Here is a 19,248-nt window from a genome sequence, read left to right as displayed (position 1 = left end):
GCCTCAGCAACTGTCTTTGCAGTCGTTTAGATCTTCACTCGTTATCGCTGCCGGATGCGCCGGAATGGGAATATTGCCCAAGGCCGGGATCAGACTATCGAGCAGGAAAAAGTCGAATGTCTGATCGACAACCTCGACGGTGACCGTCGAAATTTGGCCAAAGGGGCGTCCGACATAGCCGAGGCCCGACCTTTGATAGGTCACCTTCACGTTCTCGATGCCCAGAAACGGGGCGACGTCGCACATCCCGATCACTGAGTTTTCCGAAACCTCACCACAAATCCCATCGCCCCCGGTAAACAACCGCATCATGGCCGCAGGCGGATCGCATGCAGGTCCGTCCGCGCCGCAGGAGATCGACGGGGTCCCCGGGGGAACCGGCTCACCTTCGATGATTGTGCCGAAGTCGCCGCTCATCGTCGCATCGTATGCCACGTCCCCCACCAAGGGCGTCGAAACGGCCGCAAGTCGCGCCCCGATTTGGGTCGCTTTGACCGTCATATTCCACTGAAACATCAGGGCGCCGAACTCGAACATCGCGGCGAGCACGATCAGCACGATGGGCATGGCCAAAAGGCCTTCTACGAGGGAGATCCCTCGGCGGTCCTGCCAAAACCGCTTTATATGTCCCCTGACGCTCACCATCCGTAGTACCGCATTGTCGCCCAGTAACCGATCTCGATCGGAACGCAGATATCGTCGCGCCGCGGGCAAAAAACGGCATTAAAAAACGGCGATCCCTGATATTCGAAACGCCCCTCGACCTGGACGTAATCCCCAAGTCCCGGCGTGGGGTTCAACCCATCTTCTGCGGGCCAAAGCGTCAATTCGGAAGCCTCATCCCAGCCTGGCACACGAAACGGTCCGGATCCGTCAGGACGTCCATGAAAGGCAATATTGCGCGCGATCGTTGCATCACAGTTGTCGAATGCAGTGGGACTCACGGTGTGGCGGCACTTTGACCAATAGCGCGCAGCATCGCGCACACCGATCTGAAGCTGTTGACGCTGCCACATCAGGTTGCCGAATTCGAGAATACCAAAGGTAATCAGCGCAAGAACCGGCATTGCAACAAGCGTTTCGACCAGAATGGCACCCTCTTCATTCCGCCAAAAACGTTGTCGCACCCTCCTCAACATGTCAGTCAGCCCCCTATCCCTAACGTCCAGCCGGCCTCACGCCTCTCCAATCCATCCGCACACCACACGTCTCACAGATGCGAGGCTCAACTGCCGACATTTGTTGACGTGTTGTCCGCGTTGCTGGGCACCACTTCCATAATTGCAGTGTTCGCGTCCATCGCGTTCCCGGCACGCGTCGAAACACGATCCCAATTGTTCATGTATTCCGCAGCGCAGCCAGACAGGGCGGTCATCAACACCAGTCCGAGCAGAACCCGCTTATTTTTTCGTGATGACGCCATCTTCAAACTCCAGCTCAATGATATGGCCATAAACCCCGTTGACGCCGGCCCCATCCCGGTATCCACGGATCGTTTTCTTATCGACTTCGAGAAGGCCCATCAGAAACAATTCAACATCGTTCGAGGAACGCGTGCCGTCCAGCGGAGTCGCCATCGGCTCGCCCGGACGCGCAGGGCGCACGATGCGCGGCGTCACAAGGATCACCAGATCGGATTCACGTTTCTGGTAGCTCGTCGATTTGAAAAGCGCGCCCAGAATTGGCACTTGGCCCAGCCACGGCACCTGATCGACGCTGCGCGCATTGTTGGCTTGCAGCAGACCTGCGATCGCAAAACTCTGGCCGGAGCGCAGGGACACGGTGGTCTCGGCGCGGCGGGTGATGAAACCCGGCTCCCCGTTCACGTCGATCGATTCATCAATATCGCTGACCTCAGGTTTGATGCGCAGGCGGATCAGCTCGTTGTCGAGCACTTCCGGCCGGAAATTGAGACGCACACCAAAGGCGCGGTAGTCCGTCGAAACGGTCACGGTGCCCTCGACATCGTCCCGACTCGCCACGGCAATCGGAACCTCACCACCAGCCACGAAGTTTGCTTCCGTCCCGCTGGTTGTTACAAGTTTCGGGTTGGCCAAACGCCGCGCCAGACCTTTGCTTTCGAGCGCGTTGATGAGCAGATCGACCTGCATCCCGGACACTTCGAGAAGGCTGCCGATGGTGACGCCGAACGGGGCGTCCGACGGGATCGCGCCCGTATCCGTGTTGAAGGCGGTGTTGCCCGAAGCGTTCGAGCCATACATATCGACGCCGAGTTTGGTGCCGGAATTGCGCTCAACCTCGATGATCCGCACATCAAGTTCGACCTGCTGTTCGCCCTTCACACGCATCGCGTTGATCACCGGCTCATCGGTGTATTGGCTGGCGATTTGCAAGACACGTTCGGCATCGACGTTGTTCTTGACCTCACCGGACAACCGCACCCGGTTGTTCACGTTGGCCACATTCACATTGGCGGACGGAACCGCATCCCGGATCGACATCGCAAGATCGGAATAGTCGGAGCGCACCCGGACGTCGATGACCTCCAGCAAGTTCTTCTGTTCATCATAGAGAGAGATGTTCGTGACGCCGTTGCGCTTACTCTGAATATAGAGCGAGGTTTCCGTGAGTGGGAAAACATCGAGAACGTCGGTGTTGCCGATCAGAATGTCTTTGAATGGCCGATCCGTCTGGACATTCAAAGTGCGCCCGGACGCCAGTTCAATTGAACTGAAGACCCCGTCACCGATGGCGATAGATCGTGTTTCAGCGACCACTGATGTCGCCTGAAACATCAAGAAGGCAGCCAGCAAGAGATGCCGCCCAAGCCCTGAAACTTTCTTGAAGATGTTGTTTGTCATGTCCTGCCTGCCTCGTGCATTCTTTTGGTGCCCCCTTTTCGGGAACACCCTGTGTTATTCAGTTCCAGCTTCAGCGCGCGTGTCAACAGCCTGTATCATGTCGACATTCGCCGCGCTGCCCGCTTCACCTTGAGATGAAGCCCCGCGCAGAACCTTATATTCTTTTCTTGATCCATCGCGGATGACGCCGACACTCGTCCGTGTCTCAAAAGGGATTGTCGCCGAGACTGGAACAGCCTCTGATTGCGCCGAGAGAGCTGCATCCTGCTGAGCGCGCAATTCGGAAAGTGCCTGTAGCTGTTCTTCTAGTCGGTTCAACCGCTCCGTTTCCGCGGAGGTCTGCGTGTTCAATGCGGCTTCAATCAAGTCGTCAGCCACATCATCATCATTCAGATCAGCCGCCGTCACGCGCTCAATGCGTTCAATCTCCCCCGAACCTGCATTGCGCAGCGCAAGAGACAGAGTCCCGACATTGGACCCGAGCACGAGTTTCTGAGCTTCAGAGGTGCTGACCTCAAAGGTCACTGTGCGCACGACGCTGGGCTTGTCACGGCTATCATCCGCAGTTTGGTCAATGGCAATCACTCGCACGCCCTGGAGCAACACATCGACGAAAGCCGAGCCACCTCTGCCACGTGTGATCATCACATCGACCCGGTCTCCCGGCAAAACGAAGCCCGCCACCCCAAGCACATCATTGACCCGGATCGAGACTGCTTTCAGTCCCGGCGACAAAGCCGTCGAAAGTTTCGCGCGCTGGCCCGGAATCGTGATTTTAGAGGCGAGGACTGGTTCACCGAACGCAATTTGCGTCAGCGCGAACCGTTGTTGATCAACATTTTGACCGACGACGACGTCGGAAATCTTGGCAAATGCGCCCTCCGGGAACACATCGCTGCTCCATTCGATCTCACGCAGAATATTGGGCTCAATCTGCTCCCCAAAGGAAATGGCCTTATCCGCGACGACGATGGTCGCCTGCGCAGCTTTGACTTCCTGCTGGGCCTGCATCTCACGCTGAACGTCAGATTGAATCTGCAAGCGCTCCGAGCTTAGCCATCTTTGAGCGCCAAAAACTGCGCCGATCGCCAGGATCGCCGCAATAAGAAAGCTGGCCGCTGTCGTAAACCGCATCTCTTACCTCCCCCACCTCAGGGCACCAGCTGAAATCCTTGTCATTCCTTGGCTGGCCGTTTCACGACTTCAGAGCGTCGTGAATATTTTTCCTGTTGGGCGTGCGCACCGCCTGAGCGGTACACACAATTTCCTGTCAGGCGTCGCAGCAGAGGACGCCTTCTTGATCATCAGATCGAGCCAGAAGGCGCGTTGTCTTCGAGACCCTTGATCCAGTCTGCCCAACCTTGCCAGGCGATCCCGAGGCTGTCGCCAAATGCGATCACGGCGCCGATCACCACGGCAGTCAGTAAGCCGAGCAGGATCAGGTATTCCGTCAACGCAAGGCCGTCTTTTTCGGTCTTGAGACGCACAACAAGTTTAGTGATTAAGTCGAACATTTAGTCTTCTCCACTTTTTAACCTCCGACACATTAGACACAAACACAGGGTCAGAAGCGCAACGAGCGAGCCTTCTGAAATACGTGCATCAAAATGTTCGTGGTTCCCCCCACGAATGGAAGTTTCATCAACTCCATGTGATCAGCATGAGACGCGAAGATTCTTCTGTCAAATTTTTGGCGTATTTTCGCACCTATTAAGCCGCATTTAACGCAACAATATTCTCAAAGCAGTGAATGTGTTGCCATTTTTGCAACATTTTCTGTTTTGCCCTGAGAAAAGAGGCGACTTTACGATTCGTTAACCTTCCCATTCCCAGAGGCAGATTTCGGTCGATCAGGGCCATTGATTCGACGGATCACCGCACCAGAACAGCCTCTTTACGGATAAAGTTATCAAGCGTGCCATTGCCCCCATAGCCCGTGATATCGACGATCTCGATATCAATGGTGGCATCCACGCCAGGCGCAGTTTCCGTCATCGGACGGACCAAGAAGATGCTCGCATAGCTGTTGACCTCATAGGTGTTGGTGCCGCCACCTTCCGCAGCCTGCTCTCCACAATCCACGATGGCAGCAACCATCAGACGCCGATCAGGCGCACTGATCGGAGCGATCGCCTTTGGCTTGTCCTCGATCCCGCAATAAGGCGCGCCGCTCTCGCTTTCATCGCCGCCCGTTGCGCTGTCGCCCGGATGGCGCTCAGACACATCAACGACACCCGCGTCCAATTCCCAACGGTAAACTTCGTAACGAGATGCATGAGAGGCGCCGACAGCGGACACCTTTTCACTGAAGGCATTCGGAATAGAGGTCTTCAGGGTCGCCGCCTGAGCTGCTGTGAACCCGTAATTCTCCATCAGATAGTCCTCGATCGGCCAGTCCCCCGTGCCAATCGCAGCACCGGGGACCAATGAACCAGGCGCAGACATCGTATCGTTGTCCGGCAGGCCATAAACGAAATCATCGGTGCCGTTGGCGTCCCAGCCGGCGACCAAATCGTTGATATGATCGTCGCCAGGAGTACCATTGGGAGAGGCCGTAGACGGGTTCGGTCGCACACAATCGTTGATATTGGTGCCGTTCACCTTAGGCCGGATGCCTTTGCGCACGTTTTCAGCCGGAGCAATGACAAAGGACGCGGTGTCATTGTTCCAGTTGCTGAACGGACCTTCATACATGTCGAAACGCGTATTGACGCCCTGCGAGATCGAACTTGCGCCGCCGGGTTTCGTCTGGACCTTATCTGACGCAAAGCATTTCGGCACAGTGGATCCGGCAAAGAAGTCGCGAATGGCGTCCGCGCTTGAACTGCCATCAATTGACAAGAACCCGAAATTGCCGGGCGCCGCAGTCGACGAGCCTTTCGGGTGCAGCTTTACGATGCGACCATGCAGATCGCCATCGGCGAACCTCGTTTGCAGTTGCTCCCCCACATAGGTGCCCGATGAATCATATTCGAACGGGTTGCACATATAGAGAGGGGGGATATTGCACGTGGCCGATTTGGCCTGGGCCACCGCCACGGCACTGATCGAGATGCGCTCGCTACGGTTCGTGATCGGGTTCAAAAAGGCCGAGATCATGTCCTTTGACTTGGCCCTGACCCAGACGAATTTCGCTTTTGTCGGATCGCTTGTCGCTTCGTCGAAATCTATCGGGTCTTCGTCGCGCACGGGTATGTCTTCCAAAAAGACCACCGTGAATTCATTGCCAGCTTCATCTTTGTAATCGAGCCTGATCTCCATATCAGGGCCGCTTTTCCCGATCATGCTGACCGTGTTTGTCAGCGCGGCCATGGCCGTCTTTGCGCGGTCAATGGCATCGACACCGCCATCAAGCTCACCTGCGCCGGCCAGCGCGACGGCATCTGCTGCCGCAGACAAATCCGCATGGATATTATTGCCGCGCCCGATGTCGATTAGGATCAATCCGTAGCCGATGAAAATCGGCAACGCCAACAGAGACAACACCAATACAAAGCCACGTCTGTCTCTCCAAAAACGTCTCATCGCCACATTCCCCCTCTTACTCCCGCAGCAATCCTCTCTCAGAATGCAAATTTTCTCAAGATTAACTGAAAAACCGCCCTAAGATGGCCGGAGCTGCAGACAAAGTCATCACCACGCCATAGGGCAACACGCCCTCCGCTTTAAAAAAGCGAAACCGTGAAATGATATAATTGCTCGTGTCTTTGTATCGCGTGCTCAACTTCAGTCCGATCCAAAACAGAACCGAAAAGACGAGCAGCATCACGATGAAAACGATGGCCCATTCCATGCCCATCAACAGCCCAAGAACAAAGTAGAGTTTGACGTCCCCCGCCCCCATAGCCCGAAAAATCCACATCACGAGCGCCAAGAGAAAAAACAGCACCGCCATGAAGACATCAGTCGCCACAGACGGAAACCCCGAAAGGCCGGACCACAGAACATAAAGCCCGAGCAAGGCGACGATCGCCCAATTCTCTATGATCAAGTGTCTGAAATCATGAATACAAATATAGGTCAGCACTCCCATGATAGAGAGTGCTGAGATATATTCTAGAAGCTCAAGGCCAGACACACGCGTGTCTCTTAAATGCCGTTGAGATCGCCAGGGGCCCTGCGCGGATAGTTGATCGAATTGCGCAACAGCTCGAGATTATTGGCCGCGAATTCGTTCGACGGGTCCATCTCATAGGCAATCAGGAAATGTTGCCGCGCAACGGTCAGATTGCCGCGCAAAAGGTTCGAGTAGCCATAGTTATTATGGTACTGCAATGTATTGCCGATGATCGGGCGCAGCTTGCGATAGGCGACATCTGCTTTGTCGAACCGGCCCAACATGTCCGCTGATGCGGCATAGCCCAAAAGGGCCTCGGGATCATTCGGGGTCACATCCAACGCCTTGTCGAAAAGCGTGTAAGAGCGACCGAAGTTGCCCTCTTTGAACTGAACCTTTGCCGCAACCAGTTTATCGTCATCGCGATAATAGCTTCTGTTTGCGGTATCCATCACTGAACCAGACCCGTCATTGAAAGCGCCGTTTTCACACGCCACGAGTCCGAGAAGTCCGACGACCAAAAGAAATTTCTTCATGCCCTCCCCCTGTGTCCCCACACTGGCTTTGTCGCCAATTTTACATCCTATATTGAGAGTAACGGTTGCGTGAATGCAATCCACACTTTTTTCGCTTTCCCTGAATTTTCATCTCGAAACAGGGAAATTACCCGCAAATATGGGGCTTTCAGGCATCACAATGGCCCGTTCAATGCATGGACCAGATGGTCCTTTGAAGGTCGCTGTTGTTCTTGATCGCGCGGTTCAGCACGTCTAAACCTTCCAACTCGGCAAAGGTGAGGTCTTCAGACACCAAAGACTGGCCAAGCGCCGCCCGACCGTTTTCGATACGGTATCCTAGGAGTTCGAGAAGTGTGGGATAGATGTCGAACATGCTCCCCGAGCGCATGACTTCGCGTTGCCCCGCACCGAGTACGACCGAAAAATTCCGTCTTTCTTCGACCAACCGGAGTTGATCGGCCAAAGTATTTCGAAATGAGAGGTGGTCCGACGTCAGGAGAACAAGTGTGTCTTGCGCGATGCCGAGATCGTCAATCTTGGCCAGCAAGGCCTCGACATGAGCTGCGGTGCAGGCAATGGCTTCGGGAATGCGACTCTCACCTTCCGGCACGTCGCGGCACGTTTGGTCCAGAAAAGCATCGGGCCCGTGTGTCGCGATTGTCAGGGTAGACAGCAGGAAGGGGGCGTCTTGTCCTGCGAGATAGTCCAGTTCCTGGTGCACCCTCTCAAACAGCAAATCGTCATCCATGCCCCAGACATTCCTGCGCGTCTCATTTTCCCATCCTTCGTATGAGGTGAGGCCCATGACGCGCTGGTAGCCATGGCTTCGGAAAAAATCCCCCTTGGAGAAAATGGCGAGGTCTGAGCCATTGATGTAGCTCGCATTATAGCCTTCCGCGCTGAGAACATCCCCGAGACAGGTCAGGTCGCTCAGGAAATCCGTCGCGTCGGGAATGACATCGGTCTTATCGTGGATTTTCTTTGCGATACTGATCGCGCCCCGCGGCAGAAGCGGCACACCGCATTGCGTCGCAACCAACCCACCGGCCGTGAATCCCGTGCCATAGGCTTGCCCGATATTTCGGAACGAAATCCCCTGCTCTTCCAACGCGGCGAGGCTTTTAAACGCCTCCGCAGTCGCGTCCATGTCCCGATAGCTGCGCTCGATGCTCTCCAAATAGACGATGATCAGGTTTTTCTTTTTGAGAGGGCGCTCGAGAATGATGGGCCCACTGGCCACATCATCGGTTCTGATCAGAGCGTGCGCCGGATCGGGGACGATGCTTCGGAAGAAATAGTGCGGGATCGGGCTCACGCCCAGCAACAAGGTCGTGCAGGCCACAAGCGTCGGCACCCCGTGCCATATGTAGCGGACAAAAAGCCAAGCCCCGAAAACCAGTGCCCCGGCACGCAAAACATGCTGAAGAATTAAGGTTTGGAAGCCATCGAAGCCGACGGACACCATGGCACCAAGTTCATTCTCATTGATGGTCATCAGCAAACTGCCGACGTCCCGTGTCCCAAAAGCGTCTTTCATAAAGGAGAAAGGGACGGCCAAAGCCATCAGAAACAGGAAGACGAGAAAAATCACATGTAAGCGCTGCGTCTCCTGTCTGCCTTTCACCAGCAATGCGAGCGAAAGCACAGCTAGGTGGATCATCAGGATCGCGCCAAGCAAACTCATCACATTCGGACTGAGCCCGAAAACAGGGAACAGCTCACGTATAAATACAAGACCAAACGCGAGCGGCGTAAGGGCCAAACACAGTCTGCCCGCCCGCTTTAACCAAACATGCGCCACCGGAGCTCCTCATCCAGCTTGATATATAGTTCTCTTCACCGGCCTATTTTGACATAAAATTACGCAATAACAAGAATTCTATGAATTGTGTCGACACCGCAGCGCCCAGCGCTAGAACCGTGAGGTCTTCAGAGGACGCAAGAAGCAGTACAGCTCTCGGTCTCAAGCTTCGGCGACAACGACATTCGACACGTGCGGAAAACGCATGGCCGTGCCATCAAAGAGTTTGCCGAGCCCTGTCAAAAATGCGTCGATTGCGAGATCGATTTTGCTATCGGCCAATCCGGAAAGTTTATCTCCGGTATGCATGCCACCCATTGCCCCCGCCGCAAAGGCGCGAGCATCCGGGTGATGTAATTCCAGTGTGACTTCATCAACATCTATGGCCCGAAAGCCAGCGCCTTCGAAAAGATGTCGCAAAACCTCTTCGTCCGGCAAGCTGCAAATGGCGCGCACCGCCGCGCCTGCTCCCTCTCCGACATAGGCGTCGAGCGCGGACGCCTGCGCACGCAGCATGGGGTTGAGATCAAGACCTTTCTGAACGCAGAACACGACCCTGCCGCCCGGTTTCATAACGCGTCGCAACTCTTTGAGAGCCGCAGGACGGTCCGGGAAGAACTGTAAGGCCTGTTGGCAAAAAGCCACGTCAAAAGCATCATCATCGAAAGGCAGGGCAGCTGCATCGGCCTCGATCCATTGTGCTTTGATCCCGTCATCCGAGAACAGGGCACGCGCAACGCCCAGCATATCCGGGTTGTGATCCACACCCGTCAGGGCGCTTGGGACAAGGCCAGCCTCGGCGATCTGTCGCGAGACAACGCCGGTGCCGCATCCGAGATCGAGGACGCGCTCGCCCCCCTTCATATCGACCCGCCGGATAAGCTCTTTTGCCCAAGGCACGAAGATGGTTGGAACAAGCACGGATTGATAACGGCTGGCAAAGTTTTCCATGTTCTCTGGCTCCTCGTTTCTTTGGAGCGCGCCCCTAGGCATCACCATGTTAGAGCAGGACACTGACCCCTGCTGCGATCAGAACACCTCCGGTGAGAGGGGGGAGCCATTTCCATTCGGAGGACAGTTTTTCGATCCCGACATAGAGTGCGATCCCTGCGATCCAAAAGAGATTCATGACGCCGCCGACGAAAAGCAGGGCCATCAAGAACCAACAGCAGCCAAGGCAATACTGCCCGTTTTCCGCCCCCATCCGATATGCCCCGACAGCCCCAGGTTTCCAGTGATGCATCAGAAAAACCAAAGGGTTCTGACAATGGTGCAGGCACGCTTTTTTGAGCGGCGTGAACTGATAAGTCCCTGCGGCGATCAACACGCTGGATGCGACCGCGACATTCACGAGTTCCATCATACCGCTCAGGACACCGAGACGGGACAAGCCCCACTGCGAGAGGGTCGCAATGAGACTAAAAGCACCCCAAACTGCCAAATACCCAGACAGAAAGAACGCCACAGAGGCATATGGCGCAGCCTCGTTTTTATTCTTTCGCACCAAGCTGGCGTAAAGAAGGATCGTTGGGGCGGCGCTCGGGACCATCATGGCGATCATCATGATCCACCACATGAAGAAAACAAGCGCCGCATAACCCACACTCCAGTCCGCAGGCCGCATCATCATGTCAGGCATGCTGATCGACATGCCCGTCATTTTGAGAGACGACATTGGCATGCCGATGCCAAACACCGTGTAGAGTGCAGCAAGCACTACGATCATCGACAGAGCAATAATCACGATCATCTGGTCGCGTCGAAGTGTGATTTCTAGCAATGTCATGCGCCCACCCCTCTATGGATGAGATCAAAGGAAAGATCGAAGCCTCAAGCGGTCCATTCGAAGGGCGCGAAGTGCCCGTTTTTGGTACCGCTGCTATTGTCCCATTCGATACCGAAGGCATCAAATTTGCTCTTCTTCGCATGAGCCAACGCCAATCTCGAACTCACCGGATGGACGACATTTTCAATGATGATCGGCCCGCCATCCGGCAGACCACTGAGGGCAGCTTCGATTTCCTGCTCAATCAGCTCTCCGGCGCTCACCGCATATTTGGTCCCGTCTCCTTCAAAGCTGATGGCACGTCGTTCGATACCCGCCACTTCACCGATCAACGGCCCAAGGGCTTCCAACGGGCCGCCTTCGGCACCTGAGACGATTTCCGAAATCGCTTTCGCTTGAGCGTCACTCGCGGCTTCGTCGATGATGACGCCAACTTTCAAATTGCCGTCTATCATTGCGCCCGGTGAGTGGAGAACCACGATAACCGAAGTGCCGTCGAGCGAAATACCATCCTTATCCCCCTTGGTGATCTTCATCGCGATCGCCGCCTTGCACTCCCCTTCGGTCGGTGTCGCTGTAAGGTTCGATGTGATGCACGGACACAGGAAATCGCAGTTGCAGGTTTCCATATAGTCGCCTTCAATATGCCAATTGGTCATGTCACTTCTCCTCCCGAGAACACACTCCCATCATATCACATTTTGCACATTTAGAGGTCCTCGACCTAGGCCGCCCGGCAACATACCGGAAACATTCGATAAAACTTCGGGTCGCAGTCAGGCGGCAAGCGCTACGCCACGGCTTCAATGAGTCGCCTGTCGTTGGACTGCCGCGTCCAGAAATCCGCGTTTCAAAACGACGGAAAATGTGAAAATCGCCTGCTTGCCGTTGTCGTCAATGGGACAGTTTCGCGCGATCCGAAAAGACAGGAAGCCGGAACCAAACAGAGCCGCGCCGGTGAGGTATGGTTCCTATATGTCGCTAGACTTATGGAGCGCGTCGCGGCGCGCTCCATTGCATCGCTTCTGTCCCTCTCGGTCGATCAGAATGCCATCCGGAAATATTCAGGAAGGAAGCTATTGTCCATTTGCGCACCGCCGCAGAAGCCAATAACGGAATCGGTCGTTCCACGAATCTCCCCGCCGGCAATCAGCGAAATACCCGAAATCCCGACCGCGTCTGCTGTGAACACAATGTTTTCCCCTGCAATGATCTGGCCGCCGTAGGACTCGAAGCTCTGTGCGATTTTGACCGCTCCGTAGGTCAAGATCTGCGCGTCGTTGCCCGCCGCGCAATTGTCATCGCGTCCCAGCCGGAAATTTGAAGCTGCGGTTACAGCATATCCGTCCGCTTGGGTGTTGGTATTGGTCGATACGAGCACCATATTCTCAAACGCCTGATAGTCGTTAAGCTTGACCTGACAATTGGTGATCAGAATGCCATTGCGGAATGGTGTGTTGGTGCTCGACTTGACCTGAAGAAAATCAGACGGCTTCGTGCAGGTGACGTTATGGATACGCCCCTCCTCCCAAGCCATTTCAATCTGAGTCAATCCGGGTTCATCCGCCCCCAGGCACCCCTTGCCACTCAGCACACAGCTGATGTCCAAGACCTCGGAATTGGTGATGTAGCTGCGGTAGTAGTCGGAATTCTTATCCTGAAGCCCCGCGATAAATTCCTCGATCCGGCGCATCACATTCAACTCATACGCACCATCGCGCAACGCCTTTGAGAGGCCGGTGTTCGACGACGTCCCATCAGACGGCAGGACAATGTCATTTTTGTCGGGCATCGACACGATGACCCCGTCGTGAAACGTATTGTCATTGTTGAGTTCGACATAGGTATTCGCATGAATGCAAAAGCCGGGCGTATAGGTGTTGCCGGTTGTCACATCGACTTTGAGATCTGCCACAAATCCTTCGCGCATGCAGGTGGGCACATAGGTTTCAAAGACAGACTGCCAAGACACGTCCATCGACCAGATGCCGGCGAAACGCAGAAAATACATGCCCAGCGCATTGTTGCGTGCTGCGGCCTGCTGAACATCCACGAGCACGGCGTCGTCCTCGCCGGCTGACGCGGTAAAGCTTTTCTTTTCGGCATCCCATCGGCCAAACTGGATATCGCTGGTTTGAATGGAATTTCCATATTTTCCAGTGGGGAGCGCCATCTTCGCAACCGAAACCCCGATCGCCTTTGACTCGGCTTCCGAAAAATTTTGTCGCGAGATCAGAGCGGCATGAGCCGCGGAATCGCCAGCGACCTGAAGATGTGTCCGCGTCGACATAGCATGCATCACATCCAGGCCGAGTCCGGCAACGGCAATACAGGCGACAAGAAAGAAGAGACCGAGGATCGTGATCGACCCATCCGTGTTGCTCAGAAATTTAGAGTTGTGGGACAGGCGCATCGTCATACCTCCCAGTTTTCAATCATCATTTCCGAGCCGACACCGACCTGGAAAGAGGTTAAGGGTGTAAAGAGCCCCACCACTGCGAGCGCATCCGTAGGAATGAGCGCTCGTGTCGTAACGACACCGGCGACGATAGATGTATCAAGGCTATCAGGAGCCATTCCCATCGCCGTCAGGTCAGCCATGACCCGCGCTTCGAAGTCTGAAATCGAAGTATACGCGCCGATTGAGAGTTCCCTGTTCGCCTCTTGAATGACCTTGAGCGCACGCGCCTGCCCTTGGAAGATCATCGCCACGTCGACAAAGAACGTGATGAAAAATGCGAAAAATGGCAGCCACAGAACGGTTTCGATCGTGGCCGAACCGCTCTGGTCCCGAAGGAAGTTTTTTGGGCTCATACGTGTCATGATGTGGATACCACAGACGTAAAGGTTGATGGGTCCCAGCTCTCTCGGATGTGGGCCCCAGTGATCTCGATGTTCGCGTTCAGGAGCGCCTCGAAGTAGCCGAAGAGCTGAAATTGGCGCGCTGGAATGATGATTGAAGTCAGGACAACATCGTTGTTCGAAGTGGTGTCTACCGACAAGGTCGTGATGTTCAATGCCGTCAGCCTGGCAGCTATGTAGGCTTCAACTTCGCCATCCGTTTCCAATCTACCGATGGACATGTTCCGGTTCGCGTCCTGAAGCACGCGCAGAGCTTTTGCCTCCCCATGAAACATAGACGATGCATCAAAGAGGAGTGCCATAATGGCCAAAAAGAGCGGCAGGATTAAGACCGCCTCAACAGTCGCCGAACCATCATCAGCTCTGGCGAACCTTTTCATTGCGAGTTTGTAGGCTTCGAACATGACAGCGCACCTCAACGGGATTGTGTCAGAGGAACGCAAAAAAATGGCAATATTTGGGCCATTGTTTAAAATTGCTGGTCGATGCAGGACATGGGGAGAGGATTGTATCCGATACGTGGCTGGGGACCTCCGTTTCAGCGCCATTGAACCGAGCCTACGGTTTCATAAAAGCCTTGGTTCTCCAACTGCTTGGTTGATTTGGCATCGTCCATACAGACGCAACCGATCTTGATAATTGTCTACTCTTGAGCGCTTCACCCGCGCTACATTTCTAAGGTTTCAAAATATTTGAAACACCGAAATCTGGTTAGAATCGTCTGTGCGCTCACGGGACTTTCACCGCTCTAAGCGTCAACCACAGACCCGTGATTCCTACGGGATATACCGCATCATACAGAAACGCTCGTTTGGGACGCCTGCGTCCATTGCCCTTTCAACCACACTTTTAAGTTCTCTCCATTTGCTTTCACGGTGCTTCTACGAGGGACCGGGAGAGCGTTGAGACGCGATGTCACAACGGAACAAAACGCGCCGGATGCCGCGGAGCCGCGACCTCCATGAGCTTCAGAGGTCATGTGAGGAACGGTTGCAGAAGGCAAGGTGGTGTGTCCCGTTGACGTAGGATTGGGGCGGAAATCGACCTCCAAGCCGAACCTTAGTTTCAGGGGGAAGGGAATCTTCTGAAAGGGACCCGCCCCATTCTCATAGTGGTAGCTTTGGCGTCTTTCTTGCCAAGTGGGCGTTCAAAAAATAGTCGAAATGAAGTTTTGACCTCTCATTGCCGCATTTTTCGAGGCAAAACTTGCTAGAAATCGCTTCGCCATCTCTCTTGCATACAAGATTGACATGCAAGAGTGAGCGACAAGAGATGCCGAAAGGGATTGAAGCGACATTGCTTTCGGCCGTGGTCGAAGGCCGGATCAAACCAGGCCATCGCCTGTCGGAAAATCAACTCGCCGAAGCCTTTGGCGTATCACGCACCCTCGTCCGTGAGGCGCTGACGCGGCTTGAGGCGCGCAATATCGTCATGGTGAAACCGCGCAAAGGCTGGTTTGTTGTCGAACCTTCTGCGGAAGAGGCCGCTGAGGTCTACGCGACCCGCCGCATTCTCGAATACGGCTTCCTTATCAATTCAGCGCCTTTCACAGCGGCGCAAATCGCCGACCTGCAAGCCCATATCGACGAAGAACGCAAAGCGGTGGACGCGAGCGACAAGACGCGCCTCACCTATCTCATGGGCGATTTCCACGTCCGCATCGTCAAACAATCGGGCAATGCAACATTGGTCGAAACCATGCGCACATTGGCGGCCCGGACCAATCTCATCTCTCTGCGCTACCAATCCGAACACAATGCGCTGGCCTCGCACAAGGATCACGTCGAGATTTTCGAAGCCATCGCCCGCGGCGATATGAAAACCGCCGCCCGCCTGTCCTTTGAACATCTCGAAGATGTCGAAGCCGGGATCATGATCGACACATCGCCAGACGCGATCGAACTTCTCAAGAATACCCTCCGTCTCGATGAGGCGCCGAACGGTCGGGGTTAAACTGCGCTTCAACTTTTAACTATCAGGGGAATAACTATGATCACGAAACGCAATTTTCTGAAAGCCGGCGCTCTCGCCGCTGCCTTTTCTCTCTCCGCCACCGCCGTCTTCGCGGATGCTCTGGCCGACATCACGGCTGCGGGCAAAATCCGCGTGGCTGTGCCGCAAGACTTTCCGCCCTTCGGCTCCGTCGGCGCCGATATGAAACCGCAGGGCTACGACATCGACATGGCCAATCTGATCGGCGAAAAACTTGGCGTTGAGGTTGAGCTGGTGCCCGTGACCTCCGCGAACCGCATTCCTTATCTGCAAACCAACAAGGTCGACATCGTCATCTCCTCCATGGGCAAAAATGCCGAGCGTGACGCCGTGATCGACTTTTCCGACGCCTATGCGCCGTTCTACAATGGTGTCTTCGCGCCCTCCGATGTTGAGATTTCCGAGGCTGGCGATCTGTCCGGCAAGGTTGTCGGCGTGACCCGTGGCTCCATCGAGGACCTCGAACTGACCGAGATCGCGCCGGAAGACGCGACGCTCAAGCGCTATGAAGACAACAATGGCACGATTTCCGCCTTCCTCTCCGGCCAAGTCGAAGCCATCGCCACCGGCAACGTCGTCGCCGCCGCGATCATCGAACGCAACCCGCCGAAACGCCCGGAAATGAAATTCCTCGTGAAGAATTCGCCCTGCTACATCGGCTTCAACGAAGGTGAGCCGGAGTTGATGGCGAAGCTCAATGAAATCATCGCCGCCGCCAAAGCCGATGGTGAGCTGAACGCGATCAGCCAGCAGTGGCTGGGCCTCGACCTGCCCGCAGAGCTCTGATCCGGATCCCGCCCCGCCTCGCGCGGGGCGATCTTTTTCCATCATCGGGACACTTCATATGAATTACCAATTCAACTTCGAGTGGATTGGCACCTATTGGCCTGTCTTTCTGGCAGGCATATGGATGACCATCAAACTCATCGCCGTGGGCGGTGTTGTCGGCATTGCCGTGGGCACGTTTTGTGCCTGGGCAAGGTCTTTGGGGCCGAAATGGCTCGGCATCATCGTCGCCGTTTACGTCGAACTGATCCGCAACACGCCATTCCTCATTCAGCTCTTCTTCATCTTCTTCGGTCTGCCCGCTCTGGGGCTGCGCCTGACCGAAGTGCAGGCCGCCATGCTCGCTATGGTGATCAACCTCGGCGCTTATAGTGCGGAGATCATTCGTGCCGGGATCGAGGCCACGCCGAAAGGCCAGTTCGAGGCCGGGGCATCGCTCGCGATGTCGCCGATCCAGACCTTTCGCCACATCGTTCTGGTGCCTGCGTTACAAAAGATCTGGCCGGCGCTCGCCTCTCAGGTCGTGATCGTGATGCTCGGCTCCGCCGTCGTCAGCCAGATCGCCGTCGAAGACCTGACTTTCGCAGCCAACTTCACCCAGTCCCGCACCTTCCGCGCGTTTGAGGCCTATTTCGTCTCCACCGCGATCTACCTCGGCCTTGCGATCCTCTTGCGCTTTATCCTTATCCAGGTGGGTCATTCGATCTTCGCCACGAAACGGAGGGCCTCACGATGAGTCAGATCGGATTTTGGGACATTTTGACGAACCTGATCTTCGCCACCGGCTGGACGGTTCTCCTGTCGATCATCTCCTTCATTGGCGGTGGCATCCTCGGGCTGATCCTGCTCTTTGCACGGATCGGCAAGCGCAAATGGCTCCAGCAAGTCGTCAAAGTGTACACCGAGGTGTTTCAGGGCACGCCCTTGCTCATGCAGCTCTTCCTCGCCTTCTTCGGGCTTGGTCTCATGGGCATTAACGTCTCGCCCTTCCTCGCCGCCAGCGTCGCGCTGATCCTTTGGACCGCCGCCTTTCTCGTCGAGATTTGGCGCGGCTGCGTGACCGCCATTCCGAAAGGCCAATGGGAAGCTTCTGCCTCGCTCGGCATGACCTATGTCGAACAGATGCGCCACATCATCCTGCCACAAGCGCTCAAACTGTCGGTCCCGCCGACCGTAGGCTTTTCGGTTCAGGTGGTGAAAGGTACGGCGCTGACCTCGATCATCGGCTTCGTCGAAGTCACCAAGGCGGGCACGGTTCTGGCCAACGCCACCTTCCAGCCCTTCACCGTTTATGGCCTTGTGGCCCTGATTTATTTCGCTCTGTGTTACCCGTTGTCGCTGAGCGCACGGAAACTCGAAAGGAAACTCAATGCCGCTCATTGATATCGACGCCCTGCACAAAAGCTATGGCGAGACCGAGGTGCTAAAGGGCATCGATCTGCACATCAAAAAAGGCGAAGTCATCGCCCTGATCGGCAAATCCGGCTCCGGCAAATCGACGCTTCTACGTTGCATCAACGGCTTGGAAGAGATCAACAAGGGAGCTGTCTCTGTTGATGGGCAACAATTGGTCAACGACGAGATGCACCTGCGGAACCTGCGCCAAAAGGTCGGCATGATCTTTCAGCAATTTAACCTCTTTCCGCATAAAACCGCCGGTGAGAACGTGATGCTCGCGCAGCAGGTGGTCAAGAAGACCTCGAAGTCAGATGCCGAAGCCATGGCGCGCAAGATGCTTGACCGGGTGGGGCTTGGCGACAAGTTTGACAACTATCCCGATCAGCTTTCGGGTGGACAGCAACAGCGTGTGGCCATTGCCCGTGCGTTGGCGATGGAACCGATTGCGCTCCTATGCGATGAAGTAACCTCCGCTCTCGACCCGGAACTTGTGGGCGAAGTGCTCGAAGTGGTGCGCGAACTCGCCTCAGAGGGCATGACGTTGATCATGGTCACCCATGAGATGGCTTTTGCCCGCGATGTCTGTTCGCGTCTGGTGTTCATGCACCAAGGCCGCATCCACGAGATGGGCGCGCCTGAGGAGGTGTTCACCAACCCTCAAACCCCGGAACTGCGCAGCTTTATTGGGATGTCGCACTGACCCTTTCAGTCGTAGCACCGCGTGCGGCTTCCTTCTTAGAGTGTTTGCGGGCGCCGGCTTGAGTTCAAGTTGGCGCCCGCATGGTCTCGGAACCAGACAACAGTGGCCCAACTGGAGCGTCAGGCTAACGAAAAACCAGCGACATATTGGAACGTCGCCTTCTATATTCCGATGATTGCCAGATGTCTGGCGACGTTACGATTTCAACGGAAGTTCACAACTGGCGACTATTCGCTTTTGCATTGTGATCTCTCCCCTTTTCTTCGCGCGCTTTGCATTTCCGCCTCGGGAAAGAGGGTCGTCGCCACGGCAGCAGGCTCGTCAACGCTTCCATGAGGCGTTTAGCCGCGCAGAGATCCGCCCGAAGGCGGTATGTAGGTGTCTGATATATTTTGTTAATTTTGGTTGCGGGAGTAGGATTTGAACCTACGACCTTCAGGTTATGAGCCTGACGAGCTACCGGGCTGCTCCATCCCGCGACACTATGTTGTGCTACCGCCGATCGGGGACTTTAGCACGTGTTTGA

At 55.3% G+C, this 19,248-nt stretch carries 20 protein-coding genes and 1 tRNA gene; 5 read left to right on the top strand and 16 right to left on the bottom strand.

Annotation, left to right across the window (positions count from 1 at the left end; translation table 11 throughout):
• Positions 1 to 3: 3 nt before the first annotated feature.
• The 15 genes from J5Y17_RS08760 to J5Y17_RS08690 form a co-directional block, all read right to left on the bottom strand.
• Positions 4 to 645, bottom strand: coding sequence for a TadE/TadG family type IV pilus assembly protein (locus tag J5Y17_RS08760; RefSeq protein WP_255571984.1), 642 nt, complete (start codon positions 643 to 645; stop codon positions 4 to 6).
• Positions 639 to 1,127: a TadE/TadG family type IV pilus assembly protein gene (locus J5Y17_RS08755; RefSeq protein ID WP_219784870.1), complete on the bottom strand. Its 489-nt coding sequence runs from the start codon at positions 1,125 to 1,127 to the stop codon at positions 639 to 641. The genes J5Y17_RS08760 and J5Y17_RS08755 overlap by 7 nt, the downstream gene beginning before the upstream one ends.
• A gap of 273 nt (positions 1,128 to 1,400) precedes the next feature.
• A complete protein-coding gene (locus J5Y17_RS08750) occupies positions 1,401 to 2,822 on the bottom strand; it encodes a type II and III secretion system protein family protein (RefSeq protein ID WP_219784869.1) in 1,422 nt (473 codons plus the stop codon).
• Positions 2,823 to 2,876: 54 nt separating this feature from the next.
• Entirely contained in the window at positions 2,877 to 3,956 is a 1,080-nt protein-coding gene (cpaB, locus tag J5Y17_RS08745; protein WP_219784868.1) for a Flp pilus assembly protein CpaB, read from the bottom strand.
• 170 nt (positions 3,957 to 4,126) lie between these two features.
• A complete protein-coding gene (locus tag J5Y17_RS08740) occupies positions 4,127 to 4,336 on the bottom strand; it encodes a hypothetical protein (protein WP_219784867.1) in 210 nt (69 codons plus the stop codon).
• A 358-nt stretch (positions 4,337 to 4,694) separates the two neighbouring features.
• Positions 4,695 to 6,347, bottom strand: coding sequence for a TadE/TadG family type IV pilus assembly protein (locus J5Y17_RS08735; RefSeq protein ID WP_219784866.1), 1,653 nt, complete (start codon positions 6,345 to 6,347; stop codon positions 4,695 to 4,697).
• Positions 6,348 to 6,408: 61 nt separating this feature from the next.
• Positions 6,409 to 6,900 carry a prepilin peptidase gene (locus J5Y17_RS08730; protein WP_219784865.1) on the bottom strand — a complete coding sequence of 164 codons (492 nt, stop codon included), beginning with the start codon at positions 6,898 to 6,900 and terminating at the stop codon, positions 6,409 to 6,411.
• A gap of 11 nt (positions 6,901 to 6,911) precedes the next feature.
• On the bottom strand, positions 6,912 to 7,415 hold the full coding sequence (locus J5Y17_RS08725) for a tetratricopeptide repeat protein (RefSeq protein WP_219784864.1): 504 nt from the start codon (positions 7,413 to 7,415) through the stop codon (positions 6,912 to 6,914).
• Between the two features lie 169 nt (positions 7,416 to 7,584).
• The gene (locus J5Y17_RS08720; RefSeq protein WP_219784863.1) at positions 7,585 to 9,198 is read right to left on the bottom strand and encodes a sulfatase-like hydrolase/transferase; all 1,614 of its coding nucleotides are present in this window, start codon (positions 9,196 to 9,198) and stop codon (positions 7,585 to 7,587) included.
• 162 nt (positions 9,199 to 9,360) lie between these two features.
• Positions 9,361 to 10,149: a class I SAM-dependent methyltransferase gene (locus J5Y17_RS08715; RefSeq protein ID WP_219784862.1), complete on the bottom strand. Its 789-nt coding sequence runs from the start codon at positions 10,147 to 10,149 to the stop codon at positions 9,361 to 9,363.
• Between the two features lie 49 nt (positions 10,150 to 10,198).
• A complete protein-coding gene (locus J5Y17_RS08710) occupies positions 10,199 to 10,984 on the bottom strand; it encodes a DUF2182 domain-containing protein (protein WP_255571982.1) in 786 nt (261 codons plus the stop codon).
• A 44-nt stretch (positions 10,985 to 11,028) separates the two neighbouring features.
• The gene (locus tag J5Y17_RS08705) at positions 11,029 to 11,643 is read right to left on the bottom strand and encodes a DUF1326 domain-containing protein (RefSeq protein ID WP_219784861.1); all 615 of its coding nucleotides are present in this window, start codon (positions 11,641 to 11,643) and stop codon (positions 11,029 to 11,031) included.
• Positions 11,644 to 12,026: 383 nt separating this feature from the next.
• On the bottom strand, positions 12,027 to 13,403 hold the full coding sequence (locus tag J5Y17_RS08700; RefSeq protein ID WP_219784860.1) for a Tad domain-containing protein: 1,377 nt from the start codon (positions 13,401 to 13,403) through the stop codon (positions 12,027 to 12,029).
• Positions 13,400 to 13,807: a TadE/TadG family type IV pilus assembly protein gene (locus tag J5Y17_RS08695; protein WP_219784859.1), complete on the bottom strand. Its 408-nt coding sequence runs from the start codon at positions 13,805 to 13,807 to the stop codon at positions 13,400 to 13,402. Before J5Y17_RS08695 ends, J5Y17_RS08700 begins: the two co-directional genes overlap by 4 nt.
• Positions 13,804 to 14,250, bottom strand: a complete 447-nt coding sequence (locus tag J5Y17_RS08690; RefSeq protein ID WP_219784858.1) for a TadE/TadG family type IV pilus assembly protein — start codon at positions 14,248 to 14,250, stop codon at positions 13,804 to 13,806. The genes J5Y17_RS08695 and J5Y17_RS08690 overlap by 4 nt, the downstream gene beginning before the upstream one ends.
• Positions 14,251 to 15,118: 868 nt before the next feature.
• Between J5Y17_RS08690 and J5Y17_RS08685 the strand changes: the two genes are divergently transcribed.
• Genes J5Y17_RS08685 through J5Y17_RS08665 form a run of 5 tightly spaced genes read left to right on the top strand, consistent with a single transcriptional unit; the run spans position 15,119 to position 18,722 of the window.
• Complete coding sequence (locus J5Y17_RS08685; RefSeq protein WP_219784857.1) at positions 15,119 to 15,799, top strand: GntR family transcriptional regulator; 681 nt, start codon at positions 15,119 to 15,121, stop codon at positions 15,797 to 15,799.
• A gap of 36 nt (positions 15,800 to 15,835) precedes the next feature.
• Positions 15,836 to 16,624: a transporter substrate-binding domain-containing protein gene (locus J5Y17_RS08680; protein WP_255571980.1), complete on the top strand. Its 789-nt coding sequence runs from the start codon at positions 15,836 to 15,838 to the stop codon at positions 16,622 to 16,624.
• A gap of 58 nt (positions 16,625 to 16,682) precedes the next feature.
• Entirely contained in the window at positions 16,683 to 17,360 is a 678-nt protein-coding gene (locus J5Y17_RS08675) for an amino acid ABC transporter permease (protein WP_219784856.1), read from the top strand.
• Entirely contained in the window at positions 17,357 to 18,007 is a 651-nt protein-coding gene (locus tag J5Y17_RS08670) for an amino acid ABC transporter permease (protein WP_219784855.1), read from the top strand. Before J5Y17_RS08675 ends, J5Y17_RS08670 begins: the two co-directional genes overlap by 4 nt.
• Positions 17,994 to 18,722 carry an amino acid ABC transporter ATP-binding protein gene (locus J5Y17_RS08665; protein WP_219784854.1) on the top strand — a complete coding sequence of 243 codons (729 nt, stop codon included), beginning with the start codon at positions 17,994 to 17,996 and terminating at the stop codon, positions 18,720 to 18,722. Before J5Y17_RS08670 ends, J5Y17_RS08665 begins: the two co-directional genes overlap by 14 nt.
• 402 nt (positions 18,723 to 19,124) lie before the next feature.
• On the opposite strand, the gene J5Y17_RS08660 is transcribed toward J5Y17_RS08665, so the two are convergent.
• Positions 19,125 to 19,201 (bottom strand) — tRNA-Met (locus tag J5Y17_RS08660).
• Between the last annotated feature and the right edge of the window lie 47 nt (positions 19,202 to 19,248).

This window comes from Celeribacter sp. PS-C1 (assembly GCF_019429625.1).
Classification (GTDB): domain Bacteria; phylum Pseudomonadota; class Alphaproteobacteria; order Rhodobacterales; family Rhodobacteraceae; genus Celeribacter.
This window is presented reverse-complemented; position numbering and strand designations above follow the sequence as displayed.